This window comes from Pseudoalteromonas sp. PS5 (assembly GCF_004103255.1).
Classification (GTDB): Bacteria; Pseudomonadota; Gammaproteobacteria; order Enterobacterales; family Alteromonadaceae; genus Pseudoalteromonas; species Pseudoalteromonas peptidolytica.
Genome location: NZ_RCSQ01000164.1, coordinates 1 through 25,666, shown reverse-complemented (window position 1 = coordinate 25,666; position 25,666 = coordinate 1). Strand labels below are relative to the sequence as shown.

23 protein-coding genes and 1 other RNA gene are annotated in these 25,666 nt (G+C 42.2%); 12 read left to right on the top strand and 12 right to left on the bottom strand.

Annotated elements, in window-relative coordinates:
• Positions 1-100: 100 nt before the first annotated feature.
• On the bottom strand, positions 101-766 hold the full coding sequence (locus tag D9603_RS18340; RefSeq protein ID WP_128732388.1) for a tRNA-uridine aminocarboxypropyltransferase: 666 nt from the start codon (positions 764-766) through the stop codon (positions 101-103).
• A gap of 130 nt (positions 767-896) precedes the next feature.
• Here D9603_RS18340 and D9603_RS18335 point away from each other — a divergent pair, with 130 nt between their 5' ends.
• The gene (locus D9603_RS18335) at positions 897-1,442 is read left to right on the top strand and encodes a GNAT family N-acetyltransferase (protein ID WP_128732387.1); all 546 of its coding nucleotides are present in this window, start codon (positions 897-899) and stop codon (positions 1,440-1,442) included.
• A gap of 153 nt (positions 1,443-1,595) precedes the next feature.
• On the opposite strand, the gene D9603_RS18330 is transcribed toward D9603_RS18335, so the two are convergent.
• The 3 genes from D9603_RS18330 to zntR all read right to left on the bottom strand — a co-directional run bounded on the left by D9603_RS18330 (position 1,596) and on the right by zntR (position 4,517).
• Positions 1,596-2,690: a 1-acyl-sn-glycerol-3-phosphate acyltransferase gene (locus D9603_RS18330; protein WP_128732386.1), complete on the bottom strand. Its 1,095-nt coding sequence runs from the start codon at positions 2,688-2,690 to the stop codon at positions 1,596-1,598.
• A 170-nt stretch (positions 2,691-2,860) separates the two neighbouring features.
• Entirely contained in the window at positions 2,861-4,117 is a 1,257-nt protein-coding gene (locus tag D9603_RS18325) for an SO_0444 family Cu/Zn efflux transporter (RefSeq protein ID WP_128732385.1), read from the bottom strand.
• A complete protein-coding gene (zntR, locus tag D9603_RS18320) occupies positions 4,110-4,517 on the bottom strand; it encodes a Zn(2+)-responsive transcriptional regulator (RefSeq protein ID WP_125251639.1) in 408 nt (135 codons plus the stop codon). The genes D9603_RS18325 and zntR overlap by 8 nt, the downstream gene beginning before the upstream one ends.
• A 91-nt stretch (positions 4,518-4,608) precedes the next feature.
• On the opposite strand from zntR, the gene D9603_RS18315 reads away from it, so the two are divergent.
• On the top strand, positions 4,609-5,556 hold the full coding sequence (locus D9603_RS18315; protein ID WP_125251638.1) for a D-2-hydroxyacid dehydrogenase: 948 nt from the start codon (positions 4,609-4,611) through the stop codon (positions 5,554-5,556).
• A gap of 188 nt (positions 5,557-5,744) precedes the next feature.
• Positions 5,745-6,122 carry a DUF3192 domain-containing protein gene (locus D9603_RS18310; RefSeq protein ID WP_128732384.1) on the top strand — a complete coding sequence of 126 codons (378 nt, stop codon included), beginning with the start codon at positions 5,745-5,747 and terminating at the stop codon, positions 6,120-6,122.
• Positions 6,123-6,246: 124 nt separating this feature from the next.
• On the opposite strand, the gene D9603_RS18305 is transcribed toward D9603_RS18310, so the two are convergent.
• The 4 genes from D9603_RS18305 to D9603_RS21890 form a co-directional block, all read right to left on the bottom strand.
• The gene (locus D9603_RS18305) at positions 6,247-7,149 is read right to left on the bottom strand and encodes a diguanylate cyclase (RefSeq protein ID WP_128732383.1); all 903 of its coding nucleotides are present in this window, start codon (positions 7,147-7,149) and stop codon (positions 6,247-6,249) included.
• A 9-nt stretch (positions 7,150-7,158) separates the two neighbouring features.
• Complete coding sequence (locus D9603_RS18300) at positions 7,159-10,854, bottom strand: ATP-binding protein (RefSeq protein WP_128732382.1); 3,696 nt, start codon at positions 10,852-10,854, stop codon at positions 7,159-7,161.
• A 69-nt stretch (positions 10,855-10,923) separates the two neighbouring features.
• Positions 10,924-12,324, bottom strand: coding sequence for a PhoH family protein (locus tag D9603_RS18295; RefSeq protein WP_125251634.1), 1,401 nt, complete (start codon positions 12,322-12,324; stop codon positions 10,924-10,926).
• A gap of 155 nt (positions 12,325-12,479) precedes the next feature.
• Positions 12,480-12,620: a hypothetical protein gene (locus D9603_RS21890; RefSeq protein WP_170178654.1), complete on the bottom strand. Its 141-nt coding sequence runs from the start codon at positions 12,618-12,620 to the stop codon at positions 12,480-12,482.
• Between D9603_RS21890 and rapA the strand changes: the two genes are divergently transcribed.
• The 5 genes from rapA (at position 12,619) to yacG (ending at position 18,695) form a co-directional block, all read left to right on the top strand.
• Complete coding sequence (gene rapA, locus D9603_RS18290) at positions 12,619-15,516, top strand: RNA polymerase-associated protein RapA (protein WP_125251633.1); 2,898 nt, start codon at positions 12,619-12,621, stop codon at positions 15,514-15,516. The two genes, D9603_RS21890 and rapA, sit on opposite strands and share 2 nt — an antisense overlap.
• Positions 15,517-15,617: 101 nt before the next feature.
• The gene (rluA, locus tag D9603_RS18285) at positions 15,618-16,271 is read left to right on the top strand and encodes a bifunctional tRNA pseudouridine(32) synthase/23S rRNA pseudouridine(746) synthase RluA (protein WP_128732381.1); all 654 of its coding nucleotides are present in this window, start codon (positions 15,618-15,620) and stop codon (positions 16,269-16,271) included.
• Positions 16,272-16,445: 174 nt separating this feature from the next.
• Positions 16,446-16,628: non-coding RNA, 6S RNA (gene ssrS, locus D9603_RS18280), on the top strand.
• A gap of 298 nt (positions 16,629-16,926) precedes the next feature.
• Positions 16,927-18,285, top strand: a complete 1,359-nt coding sequence (locus tag D9603_RS18275; RefSeq protein ID WP_125251632.1) for an L-cystine transporter — start codon at positions 16,927-16,929, stop codon at positions 18,283-18,285.
• Positions 18,286-18,452: 167 nt separating this feature from the next.
• Complete coding sequence (yacG, locus tag D9603_RS18270) at positions 18,453-18,695, top strand: DNA gyrase inhibitor YacG (RefSeq protein ID WP_125251631.1); 243 nt, start codon at positions 18,453-18,455, stop codon at positions 18,693-18,695.
• 117 nt (positions 18,696-18,812) lie between these two features.
• On the opposite strand, the gene D9603_RS18265 is transcribed toward yacG, so the two are convergent.
• Together D9603_RS18265 and D9603_RS18260 are read right to left on the bottom strand one after the other, a co-directional pair.
• Positions 18,813-19,121, bottom strand: a complete 309-nt coding sequence (locus D9603_RS18265; RefSeq protein WP_128732380.1) for a helix-turn-helix transcriptional regulator — start codon at positions 19,119-19,121, stop codon at positions 18,813-18,815.
• A 361-nt stretch (positions 19,122-19,482) separates the two neighbouring features.
• Complete coding sequence (locus tag D9603_RS18260; protein ID WP_128732379.1) at positions 19,483-19,944, bottom strand: Spy/CpxP family protein refolding chaperone; 462 nt, start codon at positions 19,942-19,944, stop codon at positions 19,483-19,485.
• A 200-nt stretch (positions 19,945-20,144) separates the two neighbouring features.
• On the opposite strand from D9603_RS18260, the gene D9603_RS18255 reads away from it, so the two are divergent.
• Genes D9603_RS18255 through D9603_RS18245 form a run of 3 tightly spaced genes read left to right on the top strand, consistent with a single transcriptional unit; the run spans position 20,145 to position 23,167 of the window.
• A complete protein-coding gene (locus tag D9603_RS18255; protein WP_185745562.1) occupies positions 20,145-20,837 on the top strand; it encodes a response regulator transcription factor in 693 nt (230 codons plus the stop codon).
• A 3-nt stretch (positions 20,838-20,840) separates the two neighbouring features.
• Positions 20,841-22,202 carry an ATP-binding protein gene (locus tag D9603_RS18250; RefSeq protein WP_128732378.1) on the top strand — a complete coding sequence of 454 codons (1,362 nt, stop codon included), beginning with the start codon at positions 20,841-20,843 and terminating at the stop codon, positions 22,200-22,202.
• A 2-nt stretch (positions 22,203-22,204) separates the two neighbouring features.
• Entirely contained in the window at positions 22,205-23,167 is a 963-nt protein-coding gene (locus tag D9603_RS18245) for an alpha/beta hydrolase (RefSeq protein WP_128732377.1), read from the top strand.
• On the opposite strand, the gene D9603_RS18240 is transcribed toward D9603_RS18245, so the two are convergent.
• A complete protein-coding gene (locus D9603_RS18240) occupies positions 23,119-23,964 on the bottom strand; it encodes a cation diffusion facilitator family transporter (protein ID WP_345719114.1) in 846 nt (281 codons plus the stop codon). The genes D9603_RS18245 and D9603_RS18240 overlap by 49 nt on opposite strands.
• Positions 23,965-24,307: 343 nt before the next feature.
• On the opposite strand from D9603_RS18240, the gene trmL reads away from it, so the two are divergent.
• Positions 24,308-24,772, top strand: a complete 465-nt coding sequence (trmL, locus tag D9603_RS18235; protein ID WP_125251625.1) for a tRNA (uridine(34)/cytosine(34)/5-carboxymethylaminomethyluridine(34)-2'-O)-methyltransferase TrmL — start codon at positions 24,308-24,310, stop codon at positions 24,770-24,772.
• 141 nt (positions 24,773-24,913) lie between these two features.
• Here the strand turns inward: trmL and D9603_RS18230 are convergent, their stop codons facing one another.
• Complete coding sequence (locus tag D9603_RS18230) at positions 24,914-25,507, bottom strand: CBS domain-containing protein (RefSeq protein WP_128732375.1); 594 nt, start codon at positions 25,505-25,507, stop codon at positions 24,914-24,916.
• Positions 25,508-25,666: the final 159 nt, after the last annotated feature.

Here is a 25,666-nt window from a genome sequence, read left to right as displayed (position 1 = left end):
AATAAGAAATTTTTAACGCGGTTAGCGTCAGATTTACTCCGTCAGATTGAACAAGTATTAAGTCAAATTGGTATTAGTGATTGCTCACAATATACCTAGGCTACATTTTGCTGCGCTTTCCTTTTAGGTAAGCATCTCTAAAGTCGACAAAGTGGGCAGTTAATTTATCAGCGGCATCTTGCTCACCACACTCAGCAAACAATACGCAAGCCACTTCTGCCGTTCCAAGCTGGTGCTCATGTGGTGCCACCCGAAGCTTATAATCTGAAAGCTTATCCGGTGCGATTGACAGCACAGGCAGGTTATCCAAGTAAGGGCTTTTTCGAAACATTTTTTTCGCTTCTCGCCATGTTCCGTCCAAAAAGATAAACAATGGTTTTTTATCGGCTGTACGATGTATTTGCGTGATCACCCGCTCAGGCTTTACCCCTTGTTCAGGAAAAACGACTATCGGCGCATATTGTGGATCTGCAAGTAGCGCCAATAAACCTTCATCAGGTTCTGTTCTGTCCCAACGAAACGCATAATTATCAGGAATAACATCAGCAATGAGACGCCCGGTATTGGACGGTTTAAAGCTTTCGTTGTGATACATCAACAAGCATACTGCACAGTTTGCTTCAGCAACTTGTACTTTATCGCAAATACACAAAGTGGACGCTAATAAGCAACATTCACAACGCGCTAATTTGGAGCCTCTGGCTTTATACTCTCGTCGTGCAGCAGCAATTTGTTGCTGTCTAAGTGCTAATACTGAATTGTTCACTCTGTTCCCCATCAAAAAATGCCGGCGTATTTTAGTCAAGCGTTACGCCTGCGTCTACGCAAACTTAATCACTACCTTTACTCAGGATGTAAGCTCTTGTACGCTAAAGTTTTATTGGGAGTATAAATAGATGCAAGTAAAGGATTCAAAAAGGTTACATTACCGTTTGCTCACCGCAGCAGACGCCCAACTACTCGCCGACCTTGATAGCGACCCTGAGGTGATGAAGTTTATTACAGGTGGCAAAACAAATTCACTGGAAGAGGTGAAAACGGTCTATATTCCACGCTTAAGTACATTCACCGAAGAGTCTAAAGGATGGGGACTTTGGGGCTGTTTTGAGTTGCCAGATAAACACTTTCTCGGCTGGATACTAGTCCGCCCTGCTCATTTTTTTAGCGAACAAAGAAATGATCGAGATTTAGAACTTGGCTGGCGATTTAAACAGATATCATGGGGAAAAGGACTTGCAACCGAAGCGGCGCAACAAGTCATGTCTGAATTAGTCAGTGCAAACCCTGATGTTACGCACTTTAGTGCGATTGCTGATGAAGGCAACACAGGCTCTATCAATATAATGAAAAAGCTCGGGATGAGCTTTGTCAAAAAAGGGCTACACACTGACATTTTAGGCGATATGGAAGTCGTATATTACGAAAAGCCAGTATCGGAATAATGCGCTTTGAGAGTGTTCCCCATTCACTGTTCGGTGCGCGATACAGTTAACAGTACCTGCGTACAAGCTTTTATCTTACTGAAGAAAGACTGGATCAAGTGGTATGGTTTAACCACGAGTGAATAGCAGGCAAAACAAATCGCGAGAAAGGGATTAAATCCCTTTTCGGCGTAGCGGTTCAGCATACATGCTCACCACAAACTGTTTCAGTTCATCAGGAACAGTTTCAAGCTTTGACATAAAATCAGCTCTATCCTCAGCGCTTACTTTCGTGTCATCCCCTGCTGCCAAGTGATTAGTTGAATGTAAGTGATAAAGCTCTAAGATTTGTTTATCAATAACTTGGGCTAGTTCGTCAGGATTCTCCACATCGCAAGTAATTGGCGCACCAAAGGCAACATGCACATGGCCTTTGTCTGCGCTAAAGCCGTCAACAATACTGGCAATATCTTCCCCTTGCGCCTTTACATACTGGCCAAACTGCTGCTTATGATACAACTCTTTTGCTTTGGCTACTGCACATGGTTCATATTGATATGAAATCGCAACCGGTACAATTTTTAGCTGCTTAATATACTCAGAAAAGTCTACTTTTAGCTTTCTGCCGTTCAACTGCAGCATCTTTAGTAAAGCGGGATCCGTTTGATCGATGCCATCTTTAGCTCGTCCTTCTTTTTGGGCAATCCAAATAGAGTTTCCTTCGCTAAGCGAGTCAAAAATATAGGCAGAGAGCTGGGTTAACGCCTTTAGCATTTCTTTGGGCGCTTTTGCAGAGCGTTTCACGATAAAGCTTTTGTTAAGACGCATCAGCTCCGTGATGTAAGGTACTTGCAACAGGTTATCCCCAATCGCGATTCGAACAGTACGCATATGCTGTTGATGCAATCCCCAGTTTACCAAAGCTGGATCCAGGACAATATCACGGTGATTTGAAATAAATAAATAAGAGGTATGCGAGTCAAGCGACTCAAGACCTGAATATGTGACTTGAGACGTCGTTTTGTTGATTAAAATCTGTAAATAGTACGCAACTTCATTTTGTACCTGCTCGATACTGCAAAAGTTTCCCCACTTATTTTTAAGCTTCATTCTGACTAGGGGTCGGGCAACTACTGGCCAGGCACTTAACCATGCCGGCAAGTTATATTTAGCGATAACATCGATAAACTGGTCATCTCCCAATAAACGTGCCAAGGCAGGTACAACTTCATCATCATTATACGGTCTTATGTCAGCGTATTTATCCACTCTACTTCTCAAACTCTCGGATTAAAGCATACTTTGGCGCATTCTATCGTGTCAGATAAACAGACGCTAAGCATTTCATGTCTGACCACCAGAGTAATACATCTTGCTGGAACATAAAATGCCTAAGCGTAATTTAGCAGTGCTGGATAACGATTACTTTAAAGTCAGCACTACACACTCTCTGCTCTAAATACTTCTCTCAGCTTAAGTATCGCCAGTCTCAGTAGTAATGCGGCAAGTAATATTCCTATGGATACGCTAAGCCAGTGAGGCAGAATTTCATGCTCTTCACCAATCATCGGAGTGACCACAAAGCCATAGGTAGCAACGAGGTGATCGGTCAGGAAGCCAAAGATAAGCGCAACCCCAATCACACCGACCAAATAAGCAAATACGGCTCTACGCCCAAGCTCTTTACCTACAACACCTATAGTAGCAATATTGGTGGCAGGGCCTGCCAACATGAATACCAATACCGCCCCCGGAGACACTCCAGCCATTAATAAACCTGCTGCAATTGGCGTTGAAGCGGTAGCACAAATATACATTGGAATACTGATCAAAATAACCACCAGCATCGCTAAAATACCATCGCCCCATTGAGATAAAAATGACTCAGGTACAAATGTTTGCACTAACGCGGCAAAAAATAAGCCTATCAATAACCACACCGCGGTATCAGATAATAACTTATTACAGCTAAACTTTATTGCTTCAATTATTTTTGCCGTAATCGCTGACTGCGCTTCTGTTGGCTGTGAGCTACAACAACTGGTTTCAGAAGGGTTGGGATCACAACAATTTGACGCCGATGAAGCCTTACTCTGGCAACTACTATTACTACTTCCAGCGGCTACTAGCTTTGGCTCTGTTGTTGTACAGCAGCTTGGGCTGGTTACCGGCTTAGTATCGCAACAAGACTTGGTTACCTGCGGTTTTGGCTCCGATGGGGCTGAGGCGCTACAACAACTGCTAGTTTTAGGAGACGTGTTTGACACTTTTTCCGTCGTTGATTTTTTATCTTCATCTTTTTCCTTTCCAACCAATAAACCCGCTGCAATCGCACTAGTAACCGCAGCAATAGGTCTTATCACTGCCATAAAAGGCCCAAGCAGCACATAGGAAACAGAGATTGAGTCGACGCCGGTTTCGGGCGTTGAAACTAAAAAAGCTGTCGTCGCACTTTTCGACCCTCCAGCTCTTCTAAGCCCAACCGCTGCGGGTATAACACCGCAAGAACATAATGGCATTGGCGCACCAATTAAGGCAGCTTTAATTGTCGTCCAAAATCCTTCCTGACCTAAGTGCTTTTGCAGTAAGTCTTTTGGAATAAAAACGTTGAGTAAGCCCGCTAACACTAAACCTAGTAACAACCATGGCGCTGATACTAAAAATAGCTGCCAAAAATTCAATATCAGTTCATTCATCGATAGCCTCCAAGGCGGTTAAAATTGAGCAGCTCACTGCTGCTTCCTCACCACCACAGCATTGTTCTGCCAGTGTTGACAAGGATTGTTCAAACTTTTGTAACTCTGCTATGCGCGCTCTGACTAAATCACGCTTAGTGAGCGTCAGCGTTTTTACTTCTTCACAGCTGTGCTGATGCTTTTCAAATTTAATTTTTAACAGATCTTGCACTTCTTTGAGGCTAAATCCCACTTTTTTAGCACGAAGAATAAAACGCATCTGTTTTTCACTTTGCTCATCAAACAAGCGATACCCTCCTTCACTCCTTGCGCAAGGGTGAAGCAGATCATTTGCTTCGTAATATCTTAACGTGTCCGTCGATACGTTAAGCCGATTTGCCAGCTCACCAATCTTTATCACTTTACACTCCTCAGTCCCGAAGATTATCCTAGCCGATATGATAAGTATAAACCTTAGAGTTAACTCCAAAGTCAAGTAAAGGATAAAAATAATGCAAATAGTGGTTTTAGACGCTAAAACTCTTGCCAATACCGACCTTACACCTATTGCTAAATTAGGCACACTCACATCTTATGATATGACCGCCTACGAAGACATCTTGTCTCGATGTGAAAACGCAGAAGTCATAATTACCAATAAAGTCAAACTTGATGCGAAGCTCATTGCGTCTTTACCGAAATTAAAGCTGATTTGTGTCGCAGCCACCGGGGTTAATAATATCGAGTTAGAAGCAGCTAAGGCACATCATGTTGCGGTGGCAAATGTAGCTGGTTACTCAACCCCCTCTGTTGTTCAGCATACTTTTACTATGTTAGGTAATTTGATGACAAATATTCATCGTTACCAACAAGATTGCCAAGCTGGACGCTGGCAGCAAAGCCCTATGTTTTGCCGTTTAGATTACGACATTAGCGAAATCGCAGGAAAGCATTTTGTCATTATAGGGCATGGCGCTTTGGGTGAAGCGGTTGCAAATGTTGCCAAAGCATTTGGTGCAAAGGTGATCATTGCTGAGCGTAAAGGCGCCACTCAAGTTAGAAATGGCCGAATGGCTTTTACTGAGGCACTACGTATTGCTGATATTGTGTCTATCCATTGCCCCCTGACAGCAGAAACTGAAAACTTGATTGATGACGCTGAGTTTGCAGCACTTCAAGGTCATGCTTTTATAATAAATACAGCAAGAGGTGGGATAGTAAACGAGCAAGCTCTTGTTAATGCACTTAATAATAATCAAATTGCAGGAGCTGCGGTGGACGTGTTAACACATGAACCTGCTCGCACAGATAATCCATTGGTGAACTATCAAGGCGATAATTTGCTACTCACCCCTCATATTGCATGGGCAAGTAAAGAGGCTATTGCACGCTTGGTAAATGAGATCGCACTCAATATTAACGCATTCGCCTCCGGCACAGACAGAAATAGAGTGGTCTAGTTACTTGAACAATGATGAATATCACTAAATTTTGGTAAAAATGTAACCCCCAGGTTGGACATAAAAAAGCAAGTTATTGATATTATTAAACATTACAAGTTGGCAAAAAGTTTGCTTTGATAAGGTACAAAAAAGTGAAAAGCTGTTTACAATAAAAAACAGCAATAAAGAGCAAAAAGGAAAGAATAATGAAAAAATTAATGTTAGTAGCAGCACTAAGCTCGACTCTGTTATCAGGTTGTATTGTTGCAGTATCGGATGGTGAAGTTGAGCACGGCTGGGCATCTAAATACAATTCGAATTGGGAACAAAAGCAGCGTGAAAACCGTGAAAAGATAGCGGATTTTAAAATGGGCACCGATTACGCAACGGTAAAAGAAGCGCTGTCTACTCCTGACTTCAGTGAACTCGTGGCAAAAGATGGTGATAATTATCAAGTGCTTTACTATGCTACAAACAGCAAGCATTCAGATGGAAAAATAACCAAAGATGAATGTACTGCGCTAGTATTCAAAAATAATCAGCTTATCGGCTTTGGTGATAGCGCACTTAAACAAATTCTGTAACGTGTATACACACCAAGGATGGTGTAATTAAGACAAGCTACAAAGCAACTACACAACCTATTGCGTGCCCATTCTTTATCTAAGCTCGAAACCATGCTGAGCTATAGCTTTTATAAAAAACGTATTATATCTGTTTGATAAATATTGTACTCTGTTGCTTTTGCGCTTCTGCCAGCGCGCTATCAGCATTTTTTATCAATTCGTTGAGCTCTAGGGTTTTATGTTGCTCAATATGGACAGCCCCGATACTGACACTAACATGTGCACAAATGGGAGAAGCGATATGTGGTATTTTTAACGCATTAACTGCATCATGAAGTGACTGTGCAATTGATGTTACAGTATCAATATCATGCTGTGCCGATACTAAAGCAAAGCGAGTACCATCGAAGCGACCTATAAATACACTGTAGCGTGCGGCCGTTTCTTCTAGCGCTTTAGCCACCTTAAACAAACAAGTATCACCATGCATATAACCATAATGCTCGTTAAACGTTTTAAAGAAATCGAGTTCAACCAGCATGATAGAAAAACAGCCCTGTGCAGCCTCACTTCCGGTTAATAACGCTCGCATTTGTTCATCTAAACGTCTACGATTTGGTAATTCCGTCAATCCATCCAATGAAACCAGCTTTTCTAGTAAGTCATTCTTTTTCTTAATTGCCAGATGATTTTTGAGTCTTGTTTTTACTATCAGAGGGTTAAAAGGCTTTGTAATATAGTCTACGGCGCCTAATTCGAGTCCCCTCGCTTCGTCTTTAAAACTCACGCTACCCGATATGACTATCACCGGGATCCCATAAGTGCTCGCGTCTTTTTTTAGCTTCTCCAAAATGGTAAAACCAGATCCATTGCCCATAGCAACATCTAAAATAATCAGATCGGTACGATTCGCTTTTACCTCATCGATGCAAAACGCATGATCTTCACAGTGAAAAAGTGTGTGATCCTCACTCAGGATGTTGGTTAATACCATTTTGTTTATCGGGTCGTCATCAATTATAAAAATATGCTCAGCTTGCTGCATCCCTTAGTACTACCTTCTTTGCTCAATAAAGCATATGACTTGAGATAGTGCGGTGGTAAGTTTATCCAAGTCTGTGCGATTTGTTATAGTTGTAATTTTTTTACTTTGCGTTTCAAGGTCTTTGGCCACTTTAGCAAGCCGCTTAAACCCTAATCCCGCAGCCGCCCCTTTGATGCCATGTGCAAGTTCAAATAAAGCTGCCCCCTGTTCAAGTTGGCTGACCTGTTCTAGGTAATCATGACAAAGTTTAGCAAATTTATCTAACATTGTTTGCAAAAACGTTTCATTTTGCATCATCTGTGACAAGGCAAACTCATAATCAAAAAATGCCTCTGTAGTAAACTCTGACTTAACAATATTACTTGCAAGCGTTTTACAAGCTTGAGCGCTACTAATGGGTTTTACCAAATAGTCATTCATACCGACTTTAGCAGCCTTCGCACGCTCTTCTTTACTTGCATTTGCAGTCAACGCGATAATCGGAAGCTCAGCTGCTGAGCATATCTTTCTTATTTGTTGAGTGGCTTGATAACCATCAACCTTGGGCATATGAATATCCATCAAAATGGCATCAGGACTTAAGGTTTGTACTATTTCCTGAATTCTCTCAGCACTTTGAAGTGCAACTGTCGATATGCCATTCTTTTTCAACATATTTTCAGTAATATCCAGATTCAGACTGTTATCATCTACCACCAAACACAGCGCGCCAGCTACTTGCACACAACCACTATCCACGGTTTGCGTCATGTGAGCAAACTCCGCAAGCCAAGTATATGCAGATTGATAGAACACATGTTGATTCAGGGCGATATGGTTATTTTGCTCTGTTAGTTGCTCGTCACAATGTAATATAACGGCCTTAGTACTCGCTAAAACACCTGCAGGTAAATTGGCACAGTGTGGAGGCACAACCACGATGGACTGCTCCAAATCTTCAGCACTTTGCGATACTTGATCTAACAATATAGGGGTTGCCAGTCCCGCGAGGTAACTCGGCAATTGCTCCTGTGTGTCAACAAGACAGTAAACGGCCTTATGGCTCTCGACAATGGGGCAAGCTCCTTTATCCACAACCAATTCAAAAAAGAAGCAACTACCTTGGTTGGGCGTCGAGTCAACGGTAATATTTCCTCCCAGTAATGCCACTTCTTGTTTTACGATCGCAAGTCCAAGACCAATCCCTTCATGTCGTCGAGTGAAGCTCTCGTCCCCTTGAGTAAAGGCGTCAAAGAGATGTTCCACTTGTTGTGCTTTAATCCCAACACCAGTATCCCACACTGCAAACTTTATTGTTTGCTTAGCCGTTGTATCCGCTGTGACATCAACTTTTAAGCCAATTTGGCCTTGATTGGTGTACTTAACTGCATTACTTAATAAGTTAACTAATATTTGTTTGATCTTGTCTTCATCGCTATACAGATAGGGCCAAACTAAGGCGTCAATTTGCAACTCAAATGATAAGCCTTTTTGCATACACAAAGGCTTTATCAACGACTCTATGGCCGTAAATGCCTGACAAGCTTGAAAGGTCTCGTACTGGATAGTGCCTTGGTGACTCTCTACTTTTGCAAATTCCAAAATGCTATTGAGCATTGCCAATAGTTCGTTTGCAGCACCAGAAAGCTGTTGCAATTTTTTACTTTGCAGTCGTGTTAGCGACTCACTATTTATCATGTCCGCAAGACCTAAAATAGCATTGATTGGCGTTCTAATTTCATGGCTAATATTTGCGATAAAGCGGCTTTTAGCAAGTGTTGCACGTTCAGCGTCCTGCTTAGCAAGCAGCAGGCCTGTAATATTTTGAATATGAATAACATAGTATTTTGGGCGTTTATCCTTATCCCAAACCAAAGAGATGCTAAGTTGAAGCCACCTGTGCTTACCTGCCTGCGAAACCGTGTGTTCTACTACTTTTTTTTGCTGCTTTAATAACCCAGCTAACACACTTTGAAGCGACTGCCAGTTTTGTTCATCAAACAACCGCTCCAGCTGCTTTTCTCCGGTGTTTTTATCTAAGGATAAAAAGCGCTTTGCAGCTTTGTTCATTTCCAGTATTTTGCCATCTATTGCTGATAAAATAACCCCATTGGGGGCAAACTCAGTTGCCGCTCTAAAGTTTTCTTCAGAATCTCTTAAAGCGTTGTAAGCTTCTTGAGCTGCTGTAATATCACGTGCAACGCCCAAGCACCCAATCAACTTTCCAGTGTCCGATTTAAGTGGTGTGATAGTTAAAAAGTAGGTATTTTTACCCAATACAAAGTTGGTAGACACTTGTTCTTGTGAGTGTTCCATTAATGCCTCTTGCTCAAGTAAAATAGTGAGGCCGGAGGTAATTTCTCGTTGAGTTTTCGCCACCAATAAAGACTTATCCACCCCCATAAACTCCTCAAACGCTCGGTTACAGCCAATGAAAGAGCCATCAATATTTTTGAAGTAAATGATGTCTGGTACCGAGTCTAATACGGCATTTAATAATGCAGCTTGGCGTTCCTTAGCTTCAAAACTCTGCTTTAGTGCTTGCTGCTTACGCTTTATTTCGTCATCAAGTTCTTGGTTATGCTGCTTTAGCGTATGCATTAAGCGCGATTTTTGCTCTACGACTTGTTTGATTTGAGCAAACCATGGTTGCCATTCTGAGGGAATAGGATAATTTAACGTTGTTTCAGGTGAGTGTTCCTGTAACGAGAGATAGTTGACAAAGTGCGTTAATGGCCGCACAAAAATCTGCCGACTAAGCCACACAATGGTGGTAAACGTAAATAATATAAAAAAGAGCAATAGCGCAAGCTCTAGCAATATTTCTCGTTGCAGGGGCGCGGCAAATTGTGCATAGCTTTCATGATAATTTAAGCTAATAGGTTCTTTAGCTGGCTCTGCAATAAAGTGTAATCCGTACTGCCAAGGCGCAGCAGACTTTGCAAGCCCGGCATGCTCATAGTCAAAACGCTCCCCCGCAATGATTTCATTACTTTGGTTTTTAAACTCCATGGTTCCATCCAAAGAGCCTATGTTTTGCAGCCAACGATCAATAATATGACTATCGTAAATCATTAAAATATGGGTATTGTCGACCGTCGAGAGCTTTTTACCAAGAGCGAACATTTGCCTATCAAAAAATTTAACTGGAGAGCCAACGACAATATTACCAAGGCTAAAGTCGGGCTGAAATTTACCGCGCACTAGCTGAGTAATAAAGTGGCTGCTCGTGGCCTCCCTACGTTTAATAAAGGCAAAGCCATCATCTTCGATATAAGCAACTGCATATAGCCCACCTTGCAGTGCCAAAGCTGCATCAAAAGCGGTATTAAGTGACAACACGGTCTGCCAACGCTTAGTTGCAAATAAGGCCTCGTTTACCTGCCCTCTGCCAACAATTTCGCCGCCGCTATTTGGCAGTGCATGATAATAATGCTCAGGGTGCTGTTCTATGTCTTCCAACCATTCTGGTGGTTTCTGAAAAGAGATTGGCTGCGCGAGATTAACTGCAATACTGTCTAACACAACATGTGCAGCATAAAACTCTTGTTTGAGCTGTTGAGAAACGTATTCATACTGACCAAAACGCACTTTATATTGGCGTTCGAGTTTAATTTGATACAGGTGGTAAGCTAAAATGAGTACCAACAAGATAGGAATAACCACTGCAACTAAAATTCCCTTTCGATAGCTTCTTAGTGGTAAAAATTCTTTAGTTGCATCCATTTACTGGCTCATTCCCGTTTGCACACATACGTATTCAAAAGAGTAACGAGCCAGCCGATTCAAGGCAAGTTATAAATTTTCTTCCGCAAAACTGGCTAAGCGACTCCTTACAACGCCATTTAAATTGATGGTAGCACTGCCTTCAAAGTCTTTAAATCGCTCCACAATATAAGTCAATCCAGATGTAACTGGGGTTAGATAATTACTGTCTATCTGTGCCAAGTTGCCGGTACAAATAAGCTTAGTGCCCTCGCCACAGCGAGTAATAATGGTTTTTAATTGCGAGGCGGTTAAGTTTTGGCTCTCATCCAAAATAACAACCGCATTTTGAATACTGCGGCCACGCATAAAGTTCACCGACTTAAATTGGATATTTGCTTTCTCCATGATGTAGTTTCGACTCGTGACAGGGCTCTCATCATGTTTATGAAGCACCTCTAAAGTATCGGTGATGGCTGCAAGCCAAGGCGCCATTTTTTCTTCCTCGGTGCCGGGTAAAAATCCGATACTCTCTGCGATTTCAGGTGTGTTACGCGTCACAATGACTTTGTCGTAAATACCTTTTTCAATAATCATCTCTAGTGCGCTCGCAAGCGCTAGTAATGTCTTACCGCAACCCGCAGGCCCTGTTAGTATCACCAGTTCAATATCAGTATCAAGTAACGCATCCAATGCCATACCTTGGTTTATATTCTTTGGTTTTACCCCCCATGCTTGACGGTGCATAAGGCGCTCAACACCAAGGTCTTTTAATCTGATGTGCTCATCATCATACCCCACCACTCGCGCTGCAAAATGATTTGTATCATCAATAAGATACTCGTTGCAAAACACATCAGGCACCAATGATTTTGGTACCTCATGGATAGTGTAACGGCCATTTTGCTGCGTTTGACACTCCCCAACATCTTGCCAAAAATCGCCATCAACCTTTTTAAACCCACTGGTAAGTAATGCAATATCATCTATCAGCTGATCAGTGCGATAGTCTTCTACATATTTAAGCCCAGCCCCCTTCGCTTTTAGCCGCATGTTAATGTCTTTGGTAACCAATAAGACTTTTTTGTCACTATATTGCGTTTGTAAATGTACCGCACAGTTGATGATCCTATGGTCATTTTCATTACCAGGTAACCCTGATATAGAGTCAGGAAATAAATGATCATTAACAATTATCAACTTTCCAGAACTTGGCGTTCTGTGGTTTTCAAGTTTTAATGTTGGTAGCGCTACCCCCTCTAGCATTTGCTCTGGCGTTGCATCGCGCAGTACATCATCTAATCCGCGAATTGCAACTCTCGCATCTCTACTTACATCACTCTTTCTATCTTTGATGTGGTCAAGTTCTTCTAAAACTGTCATGGGAACGACAACGTCATGCTCTTGGAAAGAAAGGTAAGCGAGTGGTTCGTGGAGAAGTACGTTGGTGTCTAGTACGTATACTTTATGGTCTTTATCTTGTTTTACCATAGCGCATTCCTGTTGTTTACAGATTATTATGCTATACCCAATACACGGTGAGTGTGACAAATTATGCTTTGGGTATAGGTCAAGTTTAGTCTATTTGTCATAAAAGTCGCTTTTATGACAAAAGAAAATACAACTTGCGTTTTGTTAAAAAACAACTAGTTGGCTAATGGCATGCCAATTTCGTCCAGCTCCTTGTCAAGCTTGATTTGTAAAGCAGTGTACTGACTTTCATATTGAACAAATGGGCGTGAATAGGTAACATAGCCGCCTTTTTTCTGCATAGACGAGATAACCATGAATTTTTCCTTAGGTCAGCGCTGGATCAGCGATACGGAATCAGATTTAGGATTGGGCACGATAGTGGCACTTGAGGGGCGTCAAGTGACTATTTTATTTCCTGCTAGCGGAGAAAACCGTGTTTACTCAGTACAGGAAGCACCTGTAACTCGAGTGGTATTCAACCCAGGCGATGTGATCCGCCATGTTGAAGAGTGGGAACTGCGTGTTGACAGCGTGGAAGAGCAAAATGGACTATTTTGCTATCATGGTACTCGAGTTGACAATGAAGAAGAGACTTCATTTAAAGAGACCTTTCTTGATCACTTCCTTAAATTCAATAAACCTCAAGACCGTCTATTCGCAGGCCAGATCGATCGTTTTGACCGTTATACGCTACGTTATCAAACTTGGCAGCATCAGTTTGATAAAGAACAGTCTCATCTCAAAGGGTTGATAGGTCAGCGTGCAAGCCTTATTCCGCACCAGCTTTACATTGCCGATGAAGTCGGTAAGCGTTTTGCACCTCGCGTACTTCTGTCTGATGAAGTAGGCCTAGGTAAAACCATTGAAGCAGGTATGATTTTACACCAGCAAATCTTATCTGGCCGTGCCAACCGTGTGTTGATTGTAGTTCCTGAAAACTTGCAACATCAATGGTTAGTCGAGATGCTACGCCGCTTTAACCTGCACTTTTCTATTTTTGACGAAGAGCGTTGTAGTGAAGCGTATGCAGATGCACCGAATGTATTCGAAACAGAACAACTGGTACTGGTTAGTCTAGAATTTATTACCAAAAAGCGCCGCTGGTTTGAGCAAGCTACACTCGCCGATTGGGATCTACTGATTGTCGATGAAGCGCACCACCTGACAGTCACTAAGGAAAAGCCAAGCACTGAGTATCAACGTATTGCAGAACTTGCTCAAGACATTCCTGGATTGATCTTGCTAACTGCAACACCAGATCAGCTTGGCCACCGCAGTCACTTTGCGCGTTTGCAGCTACTAGACCCTGACCGTTTCTATGATTACGACGTGTTTGTAGAAGAGGAAAGCCACTATAAAGAAGTTGCAGAAGCCGCGAACAACTTACTGCAAGATAAAAAGCTAGATGCAAAAGAAGAGCAAACACTTTGTACATTGCTAAAAGAAACCGATATTTCAGAGCTGCTAGCAAAGGCACAAAATGGCGATAGCGACGCCAAAGCTGAAATCTTGTCTATGCTATTAGACCGCCATGGAACTGGCCGTATTCTATTTAGAAATAGCCGTAGTGGCATTGATGGCTACCCAAGTCGTTTATTACATCAATACCCAGTACCTTTACCTAAGCAATACAAAACAGCAATGTCGGTAATGGGTAACATTGGCGGCATTCAAAGCCCTGAATTTAACGCGATGCGTGCATTATTCCCTGAAAAAATCTTCCAAGAATTTGAAGGTGAAGGAAGCGGCTGGGCACAGTTCGACCCCCGCGTTGAGTGGTTAATTGCTAAATTAAAAGAGTTAAAGCATGAAAAAGTACTCCTTATTTGTGCCAAAGCAGAAACCGCGATTAGCCTTGAGCAGGTGTTACGTGAACGTGAAGCCATTAAAGCGGCAGTATTCCACGAAGGCATGTCGATTATCGAGCGTGACCGTGCGGCGGCATTTTTTGCCGATGAATATGATAGTGCGCAAGTATTGCTTTGTTCAGAAATTGGCTCTGAAGGTCGAAACTTCCAGTTCTCACATCACTTAGTGCTATTTGATTTGCCGCTTAACCCTGACTTGCTTGAGCAACGTATTGGTCGCCTTGACCGTATTGGTCAAAAACATGATATCAATATTCATGTGCCTTACTTTGAAAACACCGCACAAGAAGTATTACTACGTTGGTATCACGAAGGCTTAGATGCGTTTGAAACCACCAGCACAACAGGACAAATGCTGTATAAATCTTTCTCTGATGATTTGCTGGCGCTAATTGCTGAACATAATTGTGACGAAGACGAGCTAGATCCATTATTAGAGCAAGCCGCAAAAGAAAATGCACAGCTGCGCACAAAGATGGAGCAAGGCCGAGACCGTCTACTTGAGCTTCACTCTAGTGGTCAAGGTAAGACAGATAACATCGTTGCTGAAATCGAAGCGCTTGATAACGACGTAATCTTGCCTGCATTCATGATTAATGTGTTTGATACTTTTGGTGTTAATCAAGAGGACAAAGGCGAGAATACCATTATCCTGAAGCCTACTGAGCACATGCTAAACCCATCGTTTCCATGCTTAAAAGACGACGGGATCACGGTAACCTTTGATCGCGACACAGCATTATCGCAAGAAGATGCGCATTTTATTAGCTGGGATCACCCTATGGTCAGTGGCGTCATGGATATGATTTGCAACGACGACTTTGGCTGTGCATCCGTTGCGCTGTTGAAAAACAACAAGTTACCTGTAGGCACTTTCTTTGTTGAATTGATCTTTGTGGCTGAGTCTTCGGCACCTAAGTCACTGCAATTAGGTCGCTTTTTACCTCCCACGCCAATTCGCGTGCTAATGGACAAAGGCGGGAACGACTTAGCACAAAATGTTGCATTTGATGCTTTCAATCAGCAACTTTCTGCCGTTGGCAGACAAACAGGTAGTAAACTTGTAAATGCACTACAAAGCGCAATCCATCCACTTATCACACAAGCAAGTGATATCGCCCAAACTCAGCTTGAAAGTATTCAAGCCAGTGCGATGGATAAAATGCAAAAGCAACTCGGTGATGAGCAAGGTCGTCTGCAAGCACTAAAAGCCATCAATCCTAATATTCGCGATGAAGAGATAAAGGTTTTTGATAAACAAAGAGCGGAGCTGAGCACACACATTGAAAAAGCACAGCTCAAGTTAGACGCTATTCGTTTGATTGTGGTTGCGAACCAGTAACTCCCTAGCATGAAGAGAGCTGCGGCTCTCTTCATGCTACCGCTTAATAAGCAACTCATATATAATACCCGGCTTGGTTCTTGTTCGTACAGAGGCAGCTGGTGTTATTAAATTACGCTCCCCCCCTTTCTCCCTATCTTGACATTTTGTACCAAGATGAAGATATGTTAGTGATCAATAAGCCCAGTGGGTTACTTACTGTACCAGGCAAAGATCCAAAACACTGGGACAGCGCTATCGCCAGAGTAAATTTTGTTTACCCCACAGCAAAAATTGTACACCGCCTTGATATGGCAACATCGGGCGTATTATGCCTTGCCATGCACAAAGCAGCGCATCGACACCTGAGCATCCAATTTCAAGACCGCTTAACCCACAAATACTACATCGCTCGAGTTCATGGCAAATTACAGCAACAAACGGGCTCTGTTGATTTACCACTTGTGTGTGATTGGCCAAATCGCCCAAAACAAATGGTTTGCCATGAAACAGGAAAGCCTTCATTAACGCATTTTGAAGTCATCGAATATGAAGCGCAGGCCACCCGAGTTAAATTGACTCCCATCACTGGGCGCTCTCATCAACTCAGAGTACATATGCTTTCGCTTGGACATGTCATTCTTGGCGATCGACTATATGCCAAAGATGAAGCATTAGCAGCAGCGAAGCGGCTGCAATTACATGCACAGATGTTGCAAATTTCACATCCCACAACCAATGAGATGATGACCTTTACTGCCCCCACACCTTTTTAACTTAAGATGTAGATAAGGAATAAACTAATAATAATGGAGTAAATATTGAGCCGAAGTTAACGCCCAGATTAACGCTTGGTCAGCCACTAAGCAAACTGGGGAAAAACCACGCGGTTGACACAAAAATTGCAATACTATGGTTTCGTGATCGGCAGATGTTTTATATACTGTAGTTGTTCCCTAGCTCGTCGGACAGCTGATTAAGTCCCTGAGCCGATAAATTTCGTTTAGGATAGCAGTTTGTCTACTATTGAGCATGCTCGGCATGTACCGAGAAGCCTACGGTAGGCTGTTGCTCTCCGCCTTGAACCTCAGGGTTCAAGGGCTGACATTGGCATCCACGAAGCCGGGGAACAATCTCCTCTTTCTTTATTCAATTGCTTTTTATCTATACATTTGCAACAACAAACATCTCTTCAACCTCACTAACTTTTATCAAGTTCAACATTTAAAGCTCTGTGAATGTAAGTATCCTGAACTTGGGTTAAGTAATCTGAGCTTCGGTTAAGTAAGGATCTACAATTAGTATCTCCTAGAAAACTTTTACCTGTTTTGATAACCTTTTGTTCTATTCCATAGTGAAAGAATATTTTAGCAAAATCACTAAAACCGCTATAGTTGCGCGTTATTTTTTAATGTTTCGAAAGGTATCATGATGTCTTTTGCTGTTATCGCCGCATTGGTGGTGTTTGTTGCCATACTTTTCGGTCTTTATCGCTTTCAACAGCGCGCTGAAACGCTCTCTCGAACTGTATTACTCGGCTTAGTTGCCGGTAGTGTATTTGGGCTCGCACTACAATTTGTTTTCGCTAATGATCTCTCGACTAAACAAACAGTATTAGATTGGGTCGCTATTGTTGGCAGTGGCTATGTAAACTTGCTTAAAATGGTGATCATGCCTCTGGTATTAGTGTCTATGATTGCAGCAGTGGTCAAGCTCGACAATCAAGGCTCTCTCGGTAAGATTTCTTTTGTCACTATCGCTATATTAGTATTTACCACGGCGATTGCTGCCCTGATTGGTATTTTTATCACTCAAGCATTTGGGCTAAGTGCAGCGGGCTTGGTGGAAGGCGCGCGCGAAACTGCACGAATTGCTGTACTTGAACAAAGAGCAACAACAGTCGCTGATTTAACCATCCCACAAATGTTACTCAGCTTTGTACCAACTAATCCATTTGCAGACTTAACAGGCGAACGTTCTACCTCTATTATCGCTGTGGTAATTTTTGGCGTATTAACTGGTATTGCCGCCCGTAGAGCCATCATGGAAGAGTCAAACTTAAGCAGCCCAATAAAGAATGCGGTTGAGGGCGCACAAGCCGTTGTACTTCGTCTTGTACGTATGATCATCGCCCTTACACCTTATGGTGTTGCAGGCTTGATGGCAAAAGTAATAGCAACATCAAGTATGGCCGATATAGTTAGTCTACTAGGCTTTATAATCGCGTCTTATGTGGCAATTTTACTGATGTTTGTTGTCCATGGCTTGTTAGTTACTTTGGTTGGAGAGAATCCAAAACAGTTTTTCCAAAAGATTTGGCCTGTTTTAACGTTTGCCTTCACCTCTCGTAGCTCTGCGGCAACCATTCCACTTAATGTTGAAGCGCAGATCCACAAGCTCAATGTACCTCCCGCCATCGCAAATTTATCCGCTTCATTTGGTGCGACAATCGGACAAAATGGTTGTGCTGGTATCTATCCAGCGATGTTGGCGGTCATGGTTGCGCCAACGGTTGGCGTTGACCCTTTTGCTATCGACTTCATCGTATCCTTAGTCGCAATGGTCGCAATTAGCTCATTTGGCATTGCAGGAGTTGGCGGTGGCGCCACCTTCGCAGCTCTAGTTGTGTTACCTGCTATGGGACTTCCCGTGACAATTGCTGCACTGCTAATTTCAATTGAGCCATTAATTGATATGGCAAGAACGGCACTCAATGTATCAGGCTCAATGACTGCAGGTACTGTAACAAGTAGACTATTGAAACAAAAAAATATGGATGAAGCGGCCTAATTAAATCTGTTCAGAGGTAGTGTTGTATCACTACTTCTGAACTAGGCTCTCTTAAACCCAGAGTTTTTAGTCGGTAAAACAAAGTACTAAGGCACTTAGTTCACAAACCTTCTAAATACCATTAGACTTACAGCATCAGAAAATGAAGTTATGAGTTGTAACACGTTATGCCGACGATAGTAAAATGCCCAACCTGCCAAAAAGATGTTGAGTGGGCTGATAAGAGTCAATTTCGCCCATTTTGCTCTAAGCGCTGTCAGCTTATTGATTTGGGTGACTGGTCAGATGAATCTAACAAGATTTCTTCCCCGATGAAAACCGGCGAACTTACTCAGCAAGATACACAAAGCTTAATTGAAGACATCGAAGCTGCTTTAGCAAAAAATGAAGACAGTTTTTTCAAAGAGTAGTAGAGGCCGTTATCGGCCTTTCATTACTTTTTATTTCCAAAAAATACCGCTTGTACAAGCGTTTTAGTAGGTTATTACAGCACTAAATAAGTAAAAAATACTGACGGCTAACAATCGTTAATTTGATTCTCTTTGTTCATTACTTTCTGTATCAGGCTCAATCTTTTTTGTACCTTGTTCATAGCTTTTTGCTATGTGCCCCGCTCCTTCCAAGATATCGCTTAGTTGAATGCGGCAGATTTCTGATAATTTTATCAATGTACCTAAACGAAATGAGCTGGTTCCATTTAGGTAATCATCTAACGTGGTTAGACCGATCCCAAGCTTTTGACTCACTGTTTTTTTAGTGTAGCCCTTACGCTTTTTAAGCTCTTTAAGCAACTCTCGGATCCTAAGTGTCACCTCATATTCTTCAGGTGTCTGCATGTTTTCCTCAGTGATACCTAGTAACCAGCAATCAACAGCGTGCGTAAAACGACTTTACTTATAGACAAAAGTTACCGGTAAGGTTGTGTGCGTAAATTAATAACCATTTCAATTAAACACTATTGCAAAGAGTTATCAGCAGACTTGCCATATGTACTCTTAATCGAAAAATATCACAACATCCACATGTTATCAACATGTAACTCTAGGCTATACTATTCGTGGGCTTTACGCACACACCAATATTTTAATGGTAATTAAGTAAACACTTCGGTGAGGTAGGTATTATTGTGGAAATAGAGATAAGATAAGCCCTTAGCAAAGACGACCAAGGGCGAGATATTTTAAGAAAAAGGATCATTTACTCGGCTTTATTTGCTCTTTTGTGCTTACGGTGTAATTTAAGCGTTTTGATTTTTTCACGTTGTGTTTCATTTAATACGTGAAAAACTTTGTGTCGAGTCTCCATTGCCAGTAATGCCCAAGCTTGTTTTTTGTCTTGACCCTTTTCAAGCAACAGCTGTGCCTGTACTTTGTCAAACACCTCTGCGTCCATTAATGCTTTCATCTCTTCACGATGTGATTTACGTACGTCTTTGCCTTTTTCTTTCAGTGCTTTTTTTGCCGCTTTAAAATCAGCATAGATGGTTGCTAATTGTGATTGCTGCGTATCGCTCAATTCCAACAATTTTTGGCCTTTATCTGATAGTAATAATCGTGCTGAATGCTCTAACTGCCGACCCATAGATCCCGCATCTGCATTGAAGCTAACTGCTGATAAGCTCAGTACTGTTGCTAATGCTAAAGTTGATAGTAATCTCATTATTTTGGCTCCTTGTTTGCCGTTGCTTTGTCACCTCCTAATCTAGCAATCGACAAGAAAAGGAACGTCAAATCAGGGTAAAGTTTTGTCAGTGCTTTGCAAAAAAACGCAAAGGCAATTTACATACCGCAATAAAGTAAGGTGTAATACATCATGGGACAGACACTGTAATTATCTTTTCAATCGCCGCCGGATAAAGTATGACCATAAGACATAGCATTTTACTTATAGATGATGACCAAGCACTTTGTGATCTTTTGCACGAGTACTTTAGTGCTGAAGGTTTTGAAGTCGACATGGAGCATACAGGTACTGAAGGGCTACAGCGCGCGTTAAAGCAAAACTTTGACCTTATATTGTTAGATGTCATGCTCCCTGAGATGGATGGCTTTGAAGTGTTAAAATCGTTGCGTTTACAAAAAATGACGCCAATTATTATGCTCACCGCAAAAGGGGACGATTTTGATCGTATTTTTGGTCTTGAGTTGGGAGCAGATGATTATATACCCAAGCCATTTAATCACAGAGAGCTACTTGCACGGGTTAAAGCGATCACCCGCAGAGTGGATCATTATAAGCACCACAGCCCTCAAGACACCTTTACTATTCATCAGCTTAGCTTAGACATCGGCGCTAGGAGCGCCTCTGTGAGTGGTGAGTTGTTGTCACTGACGGGAACTGAATATGAAGTGCTGCAATTATTGGTGAGATCTGCCGGTGAGGTTGTTGATAAACAAACTATATCTCGTCAAGTCTTAGGCAGGCCACTGGTGCCCTATGACCGCTCAATTGACATGCATGTATCCAACGTTAGGAAGAAAATAGCAGCTTTGAGCGACCATACTTATATCAAAACTATACGTGGTTCTGGTTATATATTTTTGAAGGCATAATGAATGAAGCGGTACTTATTAGTTAAGGTATTTGCATGGTTTTGGCTAACCATCATAGCTACTCTTCTACTTTTGCTTGGGATAAGCCTGTTACAGCCAGACGTTGTGGAAACTAAAAAGATCTCAAGGTCGATGCTACATAATTTACAGCAACTAGAGCAAGTCTTAACCCAAGTCAGCCAACGCCCCAACTTTGAGTTAAGTAATATCGCAAAATTACGCAAAAGAAAGGCGAGAAATATCTACCTAAGTCACCGCGTTCGTGAAAAGAGTATTGCCGCAAATCCAAGGATCAAAGCACTTGACCTCGATTTACTTAGCTTTACAGAAGATACCAAACCACTGGCCATTTACACACCTGAATATAAAGCATTCGGGCCGCTTGAAGTCACACTGAATAATGATAACTATCGCCTTTATTTGGTATTTGAAAATCACACGCCAAGTGCAATTATTAAGCTTAGAGCATTGCCGCTGTGGGCTAAAATTGCGGTGGTATTAGGCGCGAGTCTATTGCTGTGTTTTTGGTTTACCAGAAACTTGCTTACACCAATTAAGGCACTGCAAATAAGCGCAGCCAAGCTATCTCAAGGAGACTTAAGCAGCCGTGCAAACATAGACAAAAAGCGTCAAGACGAACTTGGTCAACTAGGCCATGACTTCAACCTGATGGCTGATAAGTTAGAGTCTTTGGTCAATAATCAAAAGCGCCTGCTTGCAGATATTTCTCATGAGCTTCGCTCTCCGCTTACCCGCTTGCAAATGGCGACGGGATTGGCCGCAGGCCACGCAACGAAGGACAACCAAGGTTACTTTGAACGCATAGAGCGTGAAGCACAATTAGTGGAGAACATGCTCGGTGATATTTTGCATTTGTCAAAACTAGAAGCCGACCAAATACCAATAGAAAAACAGCCGATCCCCCTCAATGAGCTACTCGACCCAATTATCGAAGATGCTCTGTTTGAGGCGCAACAATTAAGCAAGCAATTTGTCGCCAGCACAATACCTGAAGTAACGCTCAATGGCGATGCTATGCTGCTAAATCGCGCCTTTGAAAACATCATTCGTAATGCCATTAAATACGCAAATAGCACGATTAACCTCGATATTCAGAGTACCAACGAGCAGCTCCTTTGTATCATAAAAGATGATGGCAAGGGGGTGAGTGAAGATATGTTAGACAAGCTTTGTATCCCGTTTTTTCGAGTTTCAGCTGCACGCACACCAGAGCATAATCAAAAAGGAGGGTTTGGTTTAGGGCTTGCCATTGCCCAACATGCACTAAAAGTGCATGATGCCCATATTGAATTTACTAACAATGTTGGCCTTCAGGTCAGCATTCGTATTCCGTTATATAGGTAGTCATGTTTTATAGCTGCAGCGAGCAATTAGAATCTCACCTTCCTGAAATAGATAAACACTGGCAACAGTGTCAACGAGGCTTTTTTGATACTCCTCACGGCATGCTTTTTTATGTTTATCATATACCAAAAAGACCACAGTTTGCTTTGGTATTGGTTAATGGGCGTATTGAATCCGCGCATAAATATAGGGAGTTGTTATGGGAACTGGCACAAAATAATATCGCTGTATATACCTATGATCACCCAGGGCAAGGGTATTCTCCTCGCTTGTTAAAAAACAAACACATTGGCTACGTAAAACGATTTGATGATTACGCAGCGACTCTCCACTGTTTTATGCAGCAAGTTGTCAATCCACACAACACTCTACCTCTGTTTATACTGGCGCATTCTATGGGAGGAGCAATCACCTGTAACTACTTAGCGCTGTATAACCCTAGCAATATTAAAGGCGTGTATTTATCAGCACCAATGCTTGGGATCAACACCGCTCCCTACCCTGCTTGGGTTGCTGAAGCCATTGCTGGATTGGCATGTCTAGTAGGATTAGGCAAACAATATGCTATCGGTCAGCAACAATACCAAAGTAAACCGTTTCAAGATAATGATCTGACAAATTGCCCTATACGTTACGCTTTATTTAGAGGGTTATACGATCAATATCCTGAACTACAACTTGGAGGGGTTAGCTTCGCCTGGCTTTATACTGCACTGCAAAAATGTCGAGCACTGACCAAAGTCGAGCTAAATATTCCAGTCCGCGTCGCTTGTGCAACTCACGATAGTATCGTCGACAACAAGGCACAGATCCGCTTTGCCGCGCACCATGATAAGGTGACACGTACCGAGTTTGCAGGAAAACATGAGCTACTTTGCGAGCAAGACATAACTCGCAGAGCCGTGCTTAGAGATTTTTACGAATTTACAGGGGTATTACCGAGCGCAAGCGACACAGGGTCCTGATGGATAAGAATATCCATCTCACACTCAAACTCTTCTTTAATACTGGCTACCACTTCATCTGCAACATTATGTGCTCGCATCAACGGCATATCATCATCTAACTCTAAATGGAGCTGGATAAACTTTATTTTTCCGCCTTGCCTTGTACGTAAATCATGTACACCATAAACATCTTCATGGCTTGAAGCAATAAGCACAATTTGCGCCTTTTCATCGTCTGGTAACTCTTTATCCATCAAGTGCGCAGCGCTTTCTTTGGCAATGTCCCAGCTGTTGTAAAGTAAGTACATTGCAACAGCGATAGCAAAAATAGGATCCGCGTAGCCAATGCCATAAAAGTTCAGCAATACCGCGACCAATACAGCTAGGTTAAGTAAAATATCACCTTTATAGTGCAATGAATCGGCTTTAATTGCGATAGATTGAGTACGTTTGACAACTTGATACTGCACCGCAACAACTAACAACGTGCAGACAATAGCAAATAAACTCACCCATACCCCAAATAAAGAATGGGGAATTTGTGTAGGGTTAATGATCCGCTCTACACCATGAAATGCTAGTAAACTGGCCGACCCTGCAATAAATGCCGCTTGCCCGAGCCCAGCTAGCGCTTCAGCCTTACCGTGACCAAACCTATGATCATCATCAGCCGGTCGCAATGCGTAACTTAACACAAACAAGTTCATCAACGACGCACTAATATCAAGTAATGAGTCGGTTAAAGAGCCGAGCATTGCTGCGCTTCCAGAAGACAGCCAAGCCCAACACTTCGCTGCTATCATCACCCCTACAATAGCAATCGTGAATATACTGGAAAATCTCACCCAAAACTCGTAGCTACGACTCACATTTACCCCTTAGAAATACCCAACTGACTAACGAACCACCCACGAAAGTATGGCGATATACTTATATTACAGGGTAATGGTTTGAAATGAAAAACAGATTACGAATGTCAATTTTTTTGCAATAGTCTCATGTTCAGTTGCTGCACGCTCCTATCTGTGTTCATTACTTTGATAAGTTAAAGAGATGCAAAACTCTATGCTTGCTGTGCTTTTCTTTTACCCCGGTCACACGTGTAATTCTGATTGGAGATGGGCTATACTGCCGTGCAAATTTTTATTGAGGCTTATCATGTTAGACATCGTTTTATACCAACCCGAGATCCCACCTAATACTGGTAATATTATTCGTTTGTGTGCCAATACTGGATATTCGCTGCACTTAATTGAACCTTTGGGATTTGAATGGGATGATAAACGAGTAAGGCGTGCAGGCTTGGATTATCATGAATTTAGCGAAGTCGAGCGTCATCCCAATTTTGAGGCTTACCTTGCTAAACGTAACCCAAAAAGAGTATTTGCTTGCACAACAAAAGGTACTAAATATCATCACGAGGTGGCCTACGAAGAAGGTGACTGCTTGCTGTTTGGTCCTGAAACTCGCGGTCTACCAGAAGAGATAATTTTCTCATTACCAGAGCCACAACGCGTGCGTATTCCAATGCGCCCAGATAGCCGTAGTATGAACCTGTCCAATGCTGTCTCAGTATTTGTATATGAGTCTTGGCGACAACTTGACTTTAACGGTGCAAAATAACCAGCTCTATATCAAGCGCTCCTAGCATACCGCAACCTTATCCATTGCAAGCAGGAGCAGTAACAGTACAGTCATCCACGAAAAAGGCGCCTCGCGACGCCTTGCTAACTTTAATTTACATTAACTTTAGGGATTCAGTATTTAAATTTCGGCGTGGTGTAAAATAGTACCAACAATATCACTAAATTTATTCGCTGGTTTAATTGAATTTACCGCTCGTCCACAGGCTTTCAGCAAATCAATAAGATCAAAATAACCCACTGGGTAAAGCGTTGAGTCATCTATCACTAATAAGAACTCGTGACCTGCCTCTTCCATGGTTTTTAATACTTTGCCAACGACAGCCTGACTTGTTTGTTTAAGTGTAATTTGACGCAGCTCTGAAAGTGGGATCATGACATCATTTACAGTCAAATCTCGTCTAGTACAGCCACGTTTTTCGGCCATACTCAATACATAACGGCTGCCAAGCCTAGCGTTCGATATCATACCTACCAGCTTTTCTTGGCTATCAACAACGAAACTTGCTCTGCGGTGCGTTTTAGTCAACACTAGTGCGGCTTCATCAATACTACTATTTTCATCAATATGCTGCATTGGTGACAAATGCAAAGTGTGCATAAGACAATGCGCTGGAGCCTGTTCAAGATTATCAGTACCGCACGCAGGAAAATGATTTTCAGCAAGTTCATAGGCAAACACAGGCTGTGTTTTTATAACGGTGTTAGTGTTCATAGATCACCTCTATCTTTAAATTAATTAAGCACGGAAAAGGACTAAATTAATCTACAACAGGTGGTGCTCTTATTGATTCATATAAAGCATTGGAAAAACAATAGGTAAGCTTTGGGTGTTCAATAACAAAATCGCTAGTGGCGACTAAACTGCGGGGGG